At 71.4% G+C, this 13,409-nt stretch carries 18 protein-coding genes; 4 read left to right on the top strand and 14 right to left on the bottom strand.

Annotated elements, in window-relative coordinates; translation table 11 throughout:
• Positions 1-3 precede the first annotated feature (3 nt).
• Complete coding sequence (locus AC07AZ_RS00575) at positions 4-552, top strand: type 1 glutamine amidotransferase domain-containing protein (protein ID WP_478842246.1); 549 nt, start codon at positions 4-6, stop codon at positions 550-552.
• Positions 553-612: 60 nt separating this feature from the next.
• Here the strand turns inward: AC07AZ_RS00575 and AC07AZ_RS00580 are convergent, their stop codons facing one another.
• Both AC07AZ_RS00580 and AC07AZ_RS00585 read right to left on the bottom strand, forming a co-directional pair.
• On the bottom strand, positions 613-891 hold the full coding sequence (locus AC07AZ_RS00580; protein ID WP_478842248.1) for a DUF6158 family protein: 279 nt from the start codon (positions 889-891) through the stop codon (positions 613-615).
• 127 nt (positions 892-1,018) lie between these two features.
• Entirely contained in the window at positions 1,019-2,638 is a 1,620-nt protein-coding gene (locus AC07AZ_RS00585; RefSeq protein WP_478842250.1) for an ABC-F family ATP-binding cassette domain-containing protein, read from the bottom strand.
• 202 nt (positions 2,639-2,840) lie between these two features.
• On the opposite strand from AC07AZ_RS00585, the gene AC07AZ_RS00590 reads away from it, so the two are divergent.
• Together AC07AZ_RS00590 and AC07AZ_RS00595 are read left to right on the top strand one after the other, a co-directional pair.
• A complete protein-coding gene (locus AC07AZ_RS00590) occupies positions 2,841-3,686 on the top strand; it encodes a class I SAM-dependent methyltransferase (protein WP_478842252.1) in 846 nt (281 codons plus the stop codon).
• Between the two features lie 42 nt (positions 3,687-3,728).
• Positions 3,729-3,899, top strand: coding sequence for a hydrophobic protein (locus AC07AZ_RS00595; RefSeq protein ID WP_356041407.1), 171 nt, complete (start codon positions 3,729-3,731; stop codon positions 3,897-3,899).
• Between the two features lie 10 nt (positions 3,900-3,909).
• Here AC07AZ_RS00595 and AC07AZ_RS00600 read toward each other — a convergent pair whose 3' ends face one another.
• The 12 genes from AC07AZ_RS00600 to AC07AZ_RS00655 all read right to left on the bottom strand — a co-directional run bounded on the left by AC07AZ_RS00600 (position 3,910) and on the right by AC07AZ_RS00655 (position 12,143).
• A complete protein-coding gene (locus AC07AZ_RS00600; RefSeq protein WP_478842254.1) occupies positions 3,910-4,194 on the bottom strand; it encodes a gas vesicle protein K in 285 nt (94 codons plus the stop codon).
• Position 4,195: 1 nt separating this feature from the next.
• Complete coding sequence (locus AC07AZ_RS00605) at positions 4,196-4,378, bottom strand: gas vesicle protein (RefSeq protein ID WP_356041409.1); 183 nt, start codon at positions 4,376-4,378, stop codon at positions 4,196-4,198.
• Positions 4,375-5,139, bottom strand: a complete 765-nt coding sequence (locus AC07AZ_RS00610; protein ID WP_478842256.1) for a GvpL/GvpF family gas vesicle protein — start codon at positions 5,137-5,139, stop codon at positions 4,375-4,377. The genes AC07AZ_RS00605 and AC07AZ_RS00610 overlap by 4 nt, the downstream gene beginning before the upstream one ends.
• A complete protein-coding gene (locus AC07AZ_RS00615; protein WP_478842258.1) occupies positions 5,136-5,492 on the bottom strand; it encodes a gas vesicle protein in 357 nt (118 codons plus the stop codon). The genes AC07AZ_RS00610 and AC07AZ_RS00615 overlap by 4 nt, the downstream gene beginning before the upstream one ends.
• Positions 5,489-6,625 (bottom strand): SRPBCC family protein, encoded by a 1,137-nt coding sequence (locus AC07AZ_RS00620; RefSeq protein ID WP_478842260.1) that lies wholly within the window; start codon positions 6,623-6,625, stop codon positions 5,489-5,491. The genes AC07AZ_RS00615 and AC07AZ_RS00620 overlap by 4 nt, the downstream gene beginning before the upstream one ends.
• Positions 6,622-7,416: a DNA primase gene (locus AC07AZ_RS00625; RefSeq protein ID WP_478842262.1), complete on the bottom strand. Its 795-nt coding sequence runs from the start codon at positions 7,414-7,416 to the stop codon at positions 6,622-6,624. Before AC07AZ_RS00625 ends, AC07AZ_RS00620 begins: the two co-directional genes overlap by 4 nt.
• Entirely contained in the window at positions 7,413-7,676 is a 264-nt protein-coding gene (locus AC07AZ_RS00630; RefSeq protein WP_478842264.1) for a gas vesicle protein GvpG, read from the bottom strand. Before AC07AZ_RS00630 ends, AC07AZ_RS00625 begins: the two co-directional genes overlap by 4 nt.
• A 4-nt stretch (positions 7,677-7,680) precedes the next feature.
• Positions 7,681-8,451 (bottom strand): GvpL/GvpF family gas vesicle protein, encoded by a 771-nt coding sequence (locus AC07AZ_RS00635; RefSeq protein ID WP_478842266.1) that lies wholly within the window; start codon positions 8,449-8,451, stop codon positions 7,681-7,683.
• Positions 8,448-8,873 (bottom strand): gas vesicle structural protein GvpA, encoded by a 426-nt coding sequence (locus AC07AZ_RS00640; RefSeq protein ID WP_478842268.1) that lies wholly within the window; start codon positions 8,871-8,873, stop codon positions 8,448-8,450. Before AC07AZ_RS00640 ends, AC07AZ_RS00635 begins: the two co-directional genes overlap by 4 nt.
• Before the next feature lie 60 nt (positions 8,874-8,933).
• Positions 8,934-9,299 (bottom strand): gas vesicle protein GvpO, encoded by a 366-nt coding sequence (locus AC07AZ_RS00645; protein WP_478842270.1) that lies wholly within the window; start codon positions 9,297-9,299, stop codon positions 8,934-8,936.
• A 61-nt stretch (positions 9,300-9,360) separates the two neighbouring features.
• Complete coding sequence (gene ligD / locus AC07AZ_RS00650; RefSeq protein WP_478842272.1) at positions 9,361-10,287, bottom strand: non-homologous end-joining DNA ligase; 927 nt, start codon at positions 10,285-10,287, stop codon at positions 9,361-9,363.
• On the bottom strand, positions 10,284-12,143 hold the full coding sequence (locus tag AC07AZ_RS00655) for a transketolase (protein ID WP_478842274.1): 1,860 nt from the start codon (positions 12,141-12,143) through the stop codon (positions 10,284-10,286). The genes ligD and AC07AZ_RS00655 overlap by 4 nt, the downstream gene beginning before the upstream one ends.
• A gap of 256 nt (positions 12,144-12,399) precedes the next feature.
• Here AC07AZ_RS00655 and AC07AZ_RS00660 point away from each other — a divergent pair, with 256 nt between their 5' ends.
• Entirely contained in the window at positions 12,400-13,356 is a 957-nt protein-coding gene (locus AC07AZ_RS00660) for an LLM class F420-dependent oxidoreductase (RefSeq protein ID WP_478842276.1), read from the top strand.
• Positions 13,357-13,409 lie beyond the last annotated feature (53 nt).

Consider the following 13,409-nt stretch of genomic DNA (forward strand, 5'->3'; position numbering starts at 1 on the left):
ACCATGCGTATCGCTTTTCTGACCGCACCCGAGGGTGTCGAGCAGGTCGAACTGACCGAGCCGTGGCAGGCGGTGAAGGACGCCGGCCACGAGCCCGTGCTGGTGTCGACGGAGCCCGGCGAGGTCCAGGCGTTCAACCATCTCGACAAGGCGGACACGTTCCCCGTGGACGAGGTGGTGGGTGAGACCTCCGCCGACTCCTTCGACGGGCTCGTCCTGCCGGGCGGCGTCGCCAATCCGGACTTCCTGCGCTCGGACGAGAAGGCCGTGGCGTTCGTGGCGGACTTCTTCGACCAGGGCCGGCCCGTCGCCGCGATCTGCCACGCCCCGTGGACGCTGGTCGAGGCGGACGTCGTACGCGGCCGGGTGCTGACCTCCTGGCCCAGCCTGCGGACGGACATCCGCAACGCGGGCGGGACCTGGGTCGACGAGCAGGTCAAGATCTGCGACCACGGCCCGAACAAGCTGGTCACCAGCCGCAAGCCGGACGACCTGAAGGCGTTCGGCGAGGCGTTCCTCGACGTGTTCGCCCAGGAGGCCGGCGCGCGCTGACCGCCGGCGGCCCGGCCGCCGGCGCGGCTGGAGAGCGGCGCGGCGAGAGAGCGGCGCGGCTCAGGTGCGGGGAGTCGCCGACTCCCCGCTTCCGCGTTCCCGGGCGCCTTCGCGGGTACGGCCGGCGGCGACCGGACGGTCCGGGTTGCGGCGCAGGTACTCGCCCTCCAACTGTGCCATGCGGTCGTTGTGGGCGCGCAGGGCGCCGCTCGACCCGTGCAGCAGTGTGTCGTGGCGGGTGCGGTGGATGGTCTCCAGTTCCTTGATGAGCTGCTGGTCGTCCAGCCGGCTGGCGTCGACTCCGGTCATGGTGGTGTCCCGCTCGTCATGTGCGTTCATGCGGTGCGGGTACCCAGCCGTCGGCCGCCTCCCCGGACGGTTTCCGGGAGGACCGGCTGCGTTCCGCCTTCCGCATCCACTCTACGAACATCCCGGCCGCGCGCGACGGGAAGCCGCCCGGGGCCGGTCAGCGGGCCCGCTCGACCCTGCGTTCGTCCCAGACCGGCTCGGGCGTCTCACGGAGGCGGCCGTCGCTGCCGAAGACCAGGTAGCGGTCGAAGGAGCGGGCGAACCAGCGGTCGTGGGTGACCGCGAGGACCGTGCCGTCGAACGCCTCCAGGCCCTCCTGGAGAGCTTCGGCGGACTCCAGGTCGAGGTTGTCGGTCGGCTCGTCCAGCAGCAGGGCCGTGACGCCCTCCAGTTCGAGGAGAAGGATCTGGAAACGGGCCTGCTGGCCGCCGGACAGCCGCTCGAAGCTCTGCTCGGCCTGCTGGGTGAGCTCGTAGCGGCGCAGCCGGGACATGGCGGCGCCCCGGTCCTGGGAGTGCTCCTGCCACAGGATGTCGAGCAGGGCGCGGCCGGTCAGCTCGGGGTGGGCGTGCGTCTGGGCGAAGTGCCCGGGCACCACCCGCGCGCCGAGCTTCCACTCGCCGGTGTGCGCGACGTCGTCGCCGGCGAGCAGCCGCAGGAAGTGCGACTTGCCGGAGCCGTTGGAGCCGAGGACGGCGACCCGCTCGCCGTAGAAGACCTCCAGGTCGAACGGTTTCATCAGGCTGGTGAGCTCAAGTCCCTTGCAGGTCACGGCTCTTACTCCGGTGCGGCCGCCCTTCAGGCGCATCCTGATGTCCTGCTCGCGCGGCGGTTCCGGCGGCGGGCCGGCCTCCTCGAACTTGCGCAGCCGGGTCTGGGCGGCCTGGTAGCGGGAGGCCAGCTCGTGGCTGATGGAGGCGGCCTGCCGGAGGCTGAGGACCAGCTTCTTCAGCTGGGCGTGCTTCTCGTCCCAGCGCCTGCGCAGCTCCTCGAAGCGGGCGAAGCGTTCACGCCGGGCGTCGTGGTAGGTGTCGAAGCCGCCGCCGTGCACCCAGGCGTCGGCGCCCGCGGGCGAGGGTTCGACGGAGACGATCTTCTCGGCGGCGCGGGCGAGGAGCTCGCGGTCGTGGGAGACGAACAGGACCGTCTTACGGGTCTCCTTCAGCCGCTCCTCCAGCCAGCGCTTGCCGGGTACGTCGAGGTAGTTGTCGGGCTCGTCGAGCAGCAGCACCTCGTCCGTGCCGCGCAGCAGCGCCTCCAGGACCAGCCGTTTCTGCTCGCCGCCGGACAGGGTGCGCACCTGGCGCCACTGCGCCTTGTCGTAGGGGACGCCGAGCGCGGCCATGGTGCACATGTCCCACAGCGTCTCGGCCTCGTAGCCGCGCGCCTCGGCCCAGTCGGAGAGGGCCTGCGCGTAGGTCAGCTGGGCCGCCTCGTCGTCCGCGGTCATCATGGCGTGCTCGGCCTTGTCGACGGCCCGCGCGGCCTCGCGGATGCGGGGCGGCGCGACCGACACCAGCAGGTCGCGGACGGTGGTCTCGTCCCGTACGGACCCCACGAACTGGCGCATCACGCCCAGGCCGCCGCTGACGGTGACGGTCCCGCCGTGCGGTTTCAGCTCGCCGGAGATCAGTCGGAGCAGGGTCGTCTTGCCGGCTCCGTTGGGCCCGACGAGGGCCACGACGGCCCCTTCGCCCACCCGGAACGACACATCGCCGAGCAGCGCCCTCCCGTCGGGAAGGTGGTACTCGAGGTGCGCGGCTTCCAGATGTCCCATAAGGAGTCAGTCTGCGGTCGGAGGCCCCCGTCGACAAGCGCTTTTCGGCGCCCGCCGCGTGGGACGCGACACGTCTGACGGGGCGTCAGTCCACTATACAATACATGTATCTCATCATGCGACATGCGGGCGTAGCGTGACGCGTATCGCCGGAAGGGGCCGCGAGGACCCGCGAGCCGGTACGTCGAGAGGGGAACCGGTCATGCCTGAGCCACAGGGGACGCCGTCGCCGACATCACGGGAGACGGCCGTCTACACGCACGGGCACCACGAGTCCGTGCTGCGCTCCCACACCTGGCGCACCGCCGCCAACTCCGCGGCCTACCTGCTCGGTTCGCTGAAGCCGCACATGCGCGTCCTGGACATCGGCTGCGGCCCGGGGACGATCACGGCCGACCTGGCGGAGCTGGTCCCGGACGGGCACGTCACCGGCGTCGACCACGCGCCCGACGTCCTGGAGCGGGCCCGCGCCGAGGCCGCCGGCCGCGGCCTGACGAACACCGACTTCGCGGTCGCCGACGTGCACGCCCTGGACCACCCGGACGACACGTTCTGCGTGGTGCACGCCCACCAGGTGCTCCAGCACGTCGGCGACCCGGTGCGGGCGCTGCGCGAGATGCGCCGGGTCACGAAGCCGGGCGGGTTCGTCGCGGTGCGTGACGCGGACTACGCGGCCATGACCTGGTATCCCGGCTCACCGGGGATGGACGACTGGCTGGACCTCTACCACCGGGTGGCCCGCGCCAACGGCGGTGAGCCGGACGCCGGACGCCGGCTGAAGTCCTGGGCGGTGCGGGCGGGGTTCACGGACATCACGGCCACCTCCGCCACCTGGACCTTCGCCACCGCCGAGGAGCGGGCCTGGTGGAGCGGTCTGTGGGCGGACCGCACGGTGGCGTCGGCGTACGCCGAGCGGGCCACCGCGGGCGGCCACGCGACCGCGGCCGACCTGCGGGCGGTGTCGGAGGCCTGGCGGGAGTGGGGGACGCGCGAGGACGGCTGGTTCAGCGTCCTGCACGGCGAGATTCTCTGCCGCAAGGACGCCTGAACCGCTGCTTACGGGAAACCCGGAGAGCAGGAGGTTCAGATCATGATTCCACTTCTGCTCGTACTGCTGCTGGTGCTGATCCTCTTCGGCGCCGGGTTCGCGGTGAAGCTGCTCTGGTGGATCGCCCTGGCGGTCCTCGTCGTGTGGTTGCTGGGATTCCTGGTCCGCGGCACGAGCGGATCCGGAGGGAGGGGTCGCTGGTACAGGTGGTGAGGGCCGGGATTCACTCCCGGGGAAGCAGCGGTCCCAGCGGCCCGAGGTCCAGATTGAGGTCCTCGGGCCGCAGACCGTACCGCTCCCGCAGCTCCGTCATCCGGTCGTCCAGCAGCATCAGGGTGAGCCCGATGCGCTCCTCCTGCTCCTCGCTGAGGTCGCCCGTGTCGAACCGGCGCACCGCCTGCCGCTCCATGAGCTGGCGCAGCAACTCCACCACGGTCAGGACGAGCTTGATCAGGTCGCGCTCGACGGTGTCCGGTTCGAGGTCCATGCGGTTGCGGCTGTCAGTCACGTCAGTTCCCCCAGGGTGACGGCACCTGCTCGTTCACCGAGCTGATCAGCGCGTTGAGGTCGATACGGACGAGGTCGACGTCCGCGATGCGCAGGGTGATGTCCCCCTTGATGACGACCCCGCCGGCGAGCAGCCGGTCGAGCAGGTCGACGAGGGCGATCTCCCGGCGTTCCACGACGGTCATGCCCCGGCCTCCGAGTCCCCCGCGAAGGAGTAGGCCGCCCAGGGCCCGGTGAGCTCCACCCGCAGCCCCGGGACGTCGTCCTTCGTCCGGTCGACGAGCTCCACGAACTCCTCGGAGCCCTCACGCGGCACGAGATAGGCGGCGTTGAGCACGTTGCGGCCCGACGCGCCGGACAGCGCGGGGTTCTGCGGCGCGTGCAGCCGGGCGTCCTCGGCGAAGGAGGCGAGCCCGCCGTGCAGCCGGCTCGCGAACTCCTCCGCCTTCTGCCACAGGTCCTCGCCGGCCCGGGCCTGCTGACGCCGCCGCATCAGGTAGTCCCGGCCCGACGCCGGCTTCGCGGCCGGCCGGGCGGCCTTCTCCGGCTCGGCCTCCGCGTACACCTTGACGCCCCACTCCACCCGCCCCGCGAGGCGGTCGAGGGTGCGCCGGAAGCCGGCCTCCCGCTCCTCCATCATCACGCGTACGCCGCTGTCGTCCCGGAAGACGGTGCCGAGCCGCAGCGGCAGCGGGGTGGTGACGACGGTGAGGGCGTCGATCACGCCCTGGTGCGCCCTGGCGGTGTCGGTCAGCCAGTCCAGGTCCTCCAGGTGGGCGTGCAGCGCCTCCTCGGCGAAGTCCCGCTCCGGCACGTGGCTGACGACGGCGACCAGACCGTGGTGGGTCAGCAGCCTGGGCGGGTCGCCCGCCACGCCGGTCAGCTGCGCCTGGAGGGGCGCGCCGAGCGGGTGGCAGACGGCGTACACGTACCGCAGTCCGGTCATCCGGGCTCCTCCTGCTCCTTCTTCTTCTCGCGGTTCGGCTCCAGCGCCCGGTCCGGTTCCAGCCGGGCCAGCCGCTCACGCAACTCGGCGTTCTCACGGGCGAGTTCGTCGCGGCGGGCCCGGGAGGACAACGCGGGGTCGTCCTCCCACCAGTCGATGCCCATCTCCTTCGCCTTGTCGACGGAGGCGACGATGAGCCGCAGCTTGATCGTGAGGAGTTCGATGTCGAGCAGGTTGATGCGGATGTCGCCCGCGATGACGATCCCCTTGTCGAGCACCCTCTCCAGGATGTCGGCGAGGTTGGCGCCGCCGCCCTGCCCGTAGGGCTCGGGCATGCGCCCTGCCATGCTCATCGCCGGCTACCACCGTCGGCGTACTCGTACTCGCCCTCCTGCTCCTCTTCCTCCTCCGGCTCCTCCTCCTCGTACTCGCCGCTCTCCTCGCCCGTCTCGTCCTCGGCGGCCGGGGCCTCCTCGGAGTCCTCGTCGTACTCCTCTTCCTCGTCCTCGTCGTAGGGCTCCTCGTCGGCGGCCTCCTCCTCGCCGTCCTCCGCGGTCGCCTCGTCCTGCCCCTCCTCCTCCTCGTCCTGCCCCTCCTGCTGCTGCTCCTCCTCTTCCTCCGCGACCGCGTCCTCGTGGCTGCGGACGACCTCGCCGTCGCTGATCTCGCCGCGCCAGCCGTCCTCCGCCTCGCCCTTGAACGTGATGAAGCGCGCGAAGTTCTTGAGGTCGAGCCGGGCCCGGCGGCCCTGGGCGCGCCAGATGTTGCCGGTCTTCTCGAACAGGCCCTTGGGGTAGTACTCGATCACCAGCAGGACGCGGGTGAGGTTGTCGCCCAGGCTGTGGAAGGTGACGACGCCCTTCGTGGTGCCCTTGGCGCCCTCCGAGGTCCAGGAGATCCGCTGGTCGGGGATCTGGCCGGTGGTGTGCGCCTTCCAGCTGCGGGTGGACCAGAAGATCTTCATCTGCCAGTCGGAGGTGACGTCGTCGGCGCGGTTCGCGCTCTTGACGCCCTTCGCGAAGGTGCTGAAGTCCTGGTACTGGGTCCACTGGTCGTAGGCCGTGCGCAGTGGCACGCCCACGTCGATGTGCTCGATGATGACGGTGGGCTTGTTGCCCGAACTGCCCTTGTTCTTGCCCTTGCCGCCGAGGTTCTTGAGAGCGCCCATCACGTTGTCCTTTGCGCGGGTGGCCCCCACCTCCAGGGCGCTGCGCAGCGGCCCCTTGCCCTCGGCGAGCTTGCGTCCGCCGTCGAGCGCGAGTTTCGCGAAGCCGGGGCTGTTGCCCTCGGCGATGTCGTTCAGCTTGCCCGTGGTCTCACCGAGTTTGTGCCCCACCCCGACCAGCAGGCGCTGGGCCTGGGCGGCGAGGTAGTCCTGCGCCTCGCCCTTCAGCCGTTCCACGGCGTCGCTCTTGGCGATGTCGGTGAGCGGGTTGCTCTTGGCCTTGTCGGTGGCCTCGCGGGCCGATCCGAGCGAGTCACTCATCGCTCACCGCCTCCCTTCGACGTCCGGCGCCCGGCGTCACGGGCCGCGCCGCCCGACGACGCGGTCTTCTTGCCGGCCGTCTTCTTGCCGGCCGTCTTCTTGGCCGCGGTCTTCTTGGCGGCCACCTTCTTGGCGGGGGCCTTGCGGGCCGCGGTCTTCTTCGCGGGCGCCTTGCGGGCCTGCGACTGCTTCGACGGAGCCTTCTTCGCCGGCCTGCGGCGCGGCTCGGGCTCCTCGTCCTCCTCCGCGTCCTCGTCGTCCTCCGCGTCGGAGTCGTCCTCCGCGTCGGCCTCGTCCTCGGCCTCGTCCTCGTCGGTGGCCTCGTCCTCCTCGGAGTCCTCGGGCTCCTCGGAGTCCTCGGGCTCCTCGTCCTCGGAGTCCTCGACCTCCTCGTCGTACTCCTCCTCGGGCTCCTGGTCCTCGTCGCGCTCGTCGTCGTCCTCGTCACGGGACCCGCGGCCCTTGTCCGGCACCACGCCCGAGAGCTGGTCGCGGACCTCGGCGGTACGGCCGTGCAGACGGTCGGCGAGTGCCTCGACCTGCCGCTCCACCATCGCGCCCGAGGCCGCCTTGCCGACCCCGCGCAGGTCCTGGCGGAGCTGGTCCCCGATCTCCTTGAACTGCGGGTTCTTCAGCAGTTGCTGGGAGGCCAGTTCCGCTATCCCCTTGGGCGTGAGGTTCAGGCGCTTGCCCGCCACGATCGAGCCGACGGCCAAGGCCAGTTTGAGCTTCTTGGTGCGTCCCAGAAGGTATCCGGCCCCTACCGCGAGGCCCATTCCCACTCGGTTCATAGTGTCGTCCCGTCGCCTGTCCCCGCGCCACCGCGCAGTCCGATCTCCAGCCGGTCCAGGAGTTCGTCCTCCTTGCGGTCGAACGTCTCCTCGTCGATCTCACCGGCTTCCAACTGCTCTTCCAGCTGGCCGAGTTCAGCCCTGACCGTGGCCGGGTCGTAGTAGAGGCGCTCCGCCTCACTCAGCACCTGCTTGATCACCCATCCGCTGCCGCGCACCGGAGCGAACGGCAGCAACAGCACCTCCGAGATCAGTCCCACGGGATCACTCCTTGCCGGCGTCCGCCCCGATCGTGGTGCCCGCGGGCTCGGCGGGGCCGGGCTCGACGAAGCTGTAGGGCGGCAGCGGGCCGTTGATCCGCAGGTCGACGTGCGGATGGGCGGCGCGGACCTGCTCCACGGCGGCGAGGAACTGCTCTGCCTCGTCGCGGTCGACGAGGAAGGAGACGTTCGCCAGCCAGCCCGAGGACTCGGGCCCCACGCTCACGGCGGCGGCCACGGACTCCAGGGCACTGCGCACCTCGGCCGCGTCCTCGGCCTCCCGGGCCTGGACCGCGGCCACGACCATCTCGCCGAGCTGCAGCTTCTGCTCGTAGGAGCCGCCGCCGGACTGCCGGTTGGCCTCCGTCATCGCGCGGATCTCCGAGTTCTCGGACATCACGCGGTGCAGCACGGCCTCCTCGTCGTGCACGGCCTTGACGTTGTACTCGACCTTGCCGTCGAGCGTCGCCAGGCGCTCCTTGTAGTGCTCGGCGCGCTCGGTGAGCACCTGGGTGATCGACGCGTCGTCGGGGGCGACGCTGCCGAACCGCATGGGCAGCACGCAGGCGTCGGCACCCGCCTCGGTCAGTACGTTCTGGTGCGCGAGGAGGTCCTTGCGCTTGGGGCGCAGTCCCTCCGGCGCGTCGCTGACGACGGCCGCGAGCTCGCCCGCCTTGAGGATGCGCACGGGACGCGCCGGGTTTCCGACACCGTCCATCCCGTCGGGCAGCGCGGGGTGCGAGGCGGCCGTGATGCCGTAGACGTAGGTACTCACTCCGCCTCCTCCTTCCTGCGGGAAGCCGTGGACTTCCGGGCCCGGGGCCGGGGCTCGGGCCGGCTCTCCTCACGCGCCTCCTTGAAGGCGCCCGAGATGGTCTCGGCGGCGCCGGACAGCGCTCCCTTGGACTTGCCGCGCGCGCCGGACTCGGTCATCTCGCCGACGAGGTCGGGCAGACCGGGGCTCTTGTGCGGTCCGGACTCCAGGTCGAGCCGGTTGCACGCCTCGGCGAAGCGCAGATAGGTGTCGACGCTGGCCACGACGACACGTACGTCGATCTTCAGGATCTCGATGCCGACGAGGGAGACCCGCACGAACGCGTCGATCACCAGCCCCCTGTCGAGAATGAGCTCAAGAACGTCGTAAAGGCCGCTGCTGCCGCCTCCGCCGCCGCCCTGCTGTGCCGGAACTACGGTCATGCCGACCGTGCCTCCTTCTCTCTGGCTTCGGGTGTGGGTGTGGTCGCGGTTCCGGACGGCCTAGCGGCCGCCGGACCTGCGTGCGTCGGACCGGCCGCGTTCATAGCGGCGGACACGGCGGTAACCGGTGAGCTGTCCGTCCCGGTCGAGGTCCACCTGGTAGCTGGCCATCAGGCTCATCGTGTCGGGCACGCGGGAGAGCTCCAGGACCTCCACGTCGAGCGACCAGCCGTCCGCGGTCTTCTCGAACGACGAGACGCTCTCGGCTTCCATGCCTGTCAGCTCCGCGAGCTGCGAGCGAGCGCCGCGCAGCACGTCCATGGGGCTGGGCCGGTCATCCGTCACGGTGTCTTCCGTACCTTCTTCGTCCTCTTCGGGTGCATTCTGTGAATCGTGAGAGTTTGATGTGTTCTTTGTGTTCGACATCGTCACCTCTCCACTTCGTGTGGCCTCGATGTCGGTCGGCAAACCTTCCGGGCCGGGCCGGTCAGCCGCGCAGTCTGTCGAGCCTGCGCCGAGCCGGTCCGAGGGCGCGGCCGCCGCGCGACAGGCCGGCCCAGGGGCGGGTGCGCGCCTGCTCGACGGCGTCGGCGACGCTCCAGCGGCGGGCATGGACGTCCGGGTCGTCCAGCTGGGACCAGGTGATCGGGGTGGCGACCGGAGCGCCGGGCAGCGCGCGGACGCTGAAGGGCGCGACGGCTGTCTGCGCGTAGGCGTTGCGGCCCACGTCGAGGTAGAGCCGGTCACCGCGTTCCTTCTTGCGGGCGGCGGTGGTCAGCGCGGCCGGGTGCGCCTCGGCGAGGGTGTCGGCGACGGCCCGGCTGAACGCGCGCACCGTGTCGACGTCGTCGCTCCCGGTGAGCGGGACGACGACGTGCAGACCGCGTGAGCCGGTGGTCATCAGCCACGAGGGCAGGGCGAGTTCGTCGAGCAGCTCGCCCAGCAGCCGGGCCGCCGAGCGCACCGCCTCGAAGTCGTCCCCGGCCGGGTCGAGGTCGAACACCATCCGGTCGGGCCGCTCCAGCCGCCCGGTGCGCGACAGCCAGCGGTGCAGGGTGAGCGCGGCCTGGTCGGCGAGGTACAGGAGCGTGGCGGTGTCGTCGCACACCGGGTGGCAGACGGTGCCGCCCTCCTTGGGGACCTCGACGCGGGTGATCCAGTCCGGGTAGCTGTCCGGGGTGTTCTTCTGCATGAAACGGGGGCCGTCGACGCCGTCCGGGTGCCGCTCCAGCATCAGCGGACGGCCACGCAGGTGCGGCACCATGAACGGGGCCACGGCCCGGTAGTAGTCGACGAGGTCGCCCTTGGTGTACTCCTTCGCGTCCCCGCCGCCGGGGAAGAGCACCTTGCCGGGCCGGTGCACACGCACCGTCCGCTTCCCGGCCCGCACCGAGCGGGTGTCGTCCCCGCTCACCGCACGACCGCCTCCTCCACCAGCAGCCGGCCCGCCGCGACGACGGCCTCGGCGTCGATACCCGCGGCGTGCAGCGCCTCGTCCGGTGAGGAGGAGCCGGGCATCGTCCGGACGGCGAGACGCACGAGCCGCGGCACGGGACGCCCGTCGGTGAACGCGTCGAGGACGGCGTCGCCGATCCCGCCCTCCGCGTGGTGGTCCTCCACGGTCAGCAGGCAGCCGGTCTCCTCGGCGGCCTGCCACAGGGTGGGCCGGTCGACGGGCTTGACCGAGTACAGGTCGACGACCCGCACCCGGATGCCCTCCTCCAGCAGGGCGTCGGCGGCCTTCAGCGCCTCGTGCACGGTGACGCCCGCGGCGACGATCGTCAGCCGGTTCTGCTCCGAGGAGCGCAGCACCTTGCTGCCGCCGACGGGGAACCGCTCGTCGGGCCCGTAGAGGACCGGTGCGGCACCGCGCGAGGTGCGCAGGTAGCGGACGCCCTCCAGGCCGGCCATCTCCGCCACCAGCTTCGCGGTCTGGTTGGCGTCGCACGGGTACAGGACGGTCGAGCCGTACACCGACCGCATCATCGCGAGGTCCTCCAGGCCCATCTGGCTCGGCCCGTCCTCGCCGATCGCCACGCCCGCGTGCGACCCGACGAGGTTGATGCCGGAGCCGCTGACCGCGGCCATGCGGATGAAGTCGTGGGCGCGGGTCAGGAAGGACGCGAACGTGCCGGCGTACGGCACCCAGCCGCGCGCCGCGAGGCCCACCGCGGCGCCGACCATCTGCTGCTCGGCGATGTAGCACTCGAAGTAGCGGTCGGGGTGGTCCTTCGCGAAGAGCTCCGAACGGGTGGAGTCGCCGACCTCGCCGTCCAGGACCACGACGTCGCCGCGTGCCCCGCCGAGCGCGGCGAGCGCCTGCCCGTAGGCGTCCCGGGTGGCGACACCCTTGCCGTCCTCGTCCCGGTCGAAGCGGGGCAGCTCCGCGTCGTCGCCGGTCCGTACGGCGTGCAGCAGGCGTGCGGCCGGCGGTTCCTGCACCCGGACGGCCAGGTCGCGCGGGCCGCCGAGTTCGGCGATCGCCTCGTCGGCGTCCGGCAGCGGCTTGCCGTGCAGACCCTCCCGGTCCTGGACCGCGGCGACGCCCTTGCCCTTCAGGGTGCGGGCGAGGATCGCGGTCGGCTGGCCGGTCGTCGACGCGGCCTCGCCGTAGGCGCGGTCGATCGCGTCGACGTCGTGCCCGTCGATCTCGACGGTGTGCCAGCCGAACGCCTGGAAGCGGCGGGCGTAGGCGTCGAGGTCGTGGCCGTGCCGGGTGGGGCCGCGCTGACCGAGCCGGTTGACGTCGACGATCGCGGTCAGGTTGTCGAGGTGCTCGTGCCCGGCGTGCTCGGCGGCCTCCCAGACGGAGCCCTCGGCCAGTTCGCTGTCCCCGCACATCACCCAGACGCGGTAGCCGGTGCGCTCCAGCCGCTTGCCGGACAGCGCGATGCCGACGCCGACGGGCAGTCCCTGGCCGAGCGAGCCGGTGGCCGTCTCGACCCACGGCAGCCGCCGGGGCGTGGGGTGTCCTTCCAGGCGGCTGCCCAGTTTGCGGAACGTGAGCAGTTCGCTGTCGTCGAGGGCGCCGGCCGCCTTGTAGGCGGCGTACAGCAGGGGCGAGGCGTGCCCCTTGGAGAGGATGAAGCGGTCGTTGCCGGGGTGGTCGGGGCGCTCGAAGTCGTAGTGGAGGTGGTGGGCGAGGAGTACGGCCATCAGGTCGGCGGCCGACATCGAGGAGGTCGGGTGTCCTGAGCCCGCCGCGGCCGCGGCACGCACACTGTCCACGCGCAACTGCTGTCCCAGTTCGACGAGTTCAGCGGTGTTCATGAATCTCCTTCCGCGGGCGCGTCCGGCGCGCCGCCGGATCGCGTGGCAGGGTCGTGAGCCTCGGCGGGTGCACCGCTCACGGTCGGCCCCCGGCGCTGTCGCATGGCTCGGGAGCCTTCCGCGTCCCCCTGGCCGGAGCGCCCAAACGTGGCCCGGTTTCCGTCCCGGACTCCGGGTACCCGGGCGTCGACCCGATCCGCCCCCCGCCGCGGCGCCCCCGATCCGCCTCCGCGGCGGAGTCACCGGAGGTACCCCCATGCCCGAATACGGCTACTTCCTGTCGTGCGAGGAGTTCGGCCCCGCCGACCTGGTCGAGCAGGCGAGGATGGCCGAACAGGCCGGTTTCCAGTCGCTGTGGATCTCGGACCACTACCACCCGTGGAACGACGCCCAGGGACAGAGCCCGTTCGTCTGGTCGGTGATCGGCGCGATCTCGGAGGCGGTGTCGCTGCCCATCGGCACGGCCGTGACCTGCCCGACCGTGCGGATGCATCCCGCGGTGGTGGCCCAGGCCGCGGCGACGGCCGCCGTGATGACCAACGGCCGCTTCCGGCTGGGCGTCGGCAGCGGCGAGGCCCTCAACGAGCACATCCTCGGCCATGTCTGGCCGCCCGCCAACGTCCGCCTGGAGATGCTGGAGGAGGCGATCCAGGTGATGCGCCGACTGTTCACGGGCGAGGAGGTCAGCCACTACGGCACGCACTACAAGGTGGAGAACGCCCGCCTGTACACGGTCCCCGACGAGCCCGTTCCGATCGACGTCTCGGGCTTCGGTCCGGCGGCGACGAAACTCGCGGCGCGGGTGGCCGACGGCTACGTCACGATGATGCCCGAGGCGTCCATGGTCGAGCAGTTCCGCAAGGGCGGCGGGGGCGCCAAGCCGGTGAGCGGCGGCACCAAGGTCTGCTACGGCACGGACCGCGACGAGGCCGTCCGTACCGTGCGCAAGCTCTGGTACAACGAGCAACTGCCGGGCGAGATGGCCCAGATCCTGCCCTCCCCGCGTCACTTCGAGCAGTTGGAGCCGCTGGTCACCGAGGACATGGTGCGGGAGAACGCGGTGTGCGGGGACGACGTCGAGGAACACGTCGCCGCGCTGACCGCCTTCGCCGACGCGGGCTTCGACCGGATCTACGTCAGCCAGATCGGCCCCGACCAGCGCGGCTTCTTCGACTTCTACCGCACGAAGGTGCTGCCGCGGCTTCGGGGGTGAGGTTTGCGCACCGGCGGCCGCGAGGACACCCGCGCCGCACGAGCGGGGCGCTC

It is taken from the genome of Streptomyces sp. NPDC043878, assembly GCF_056435735.1.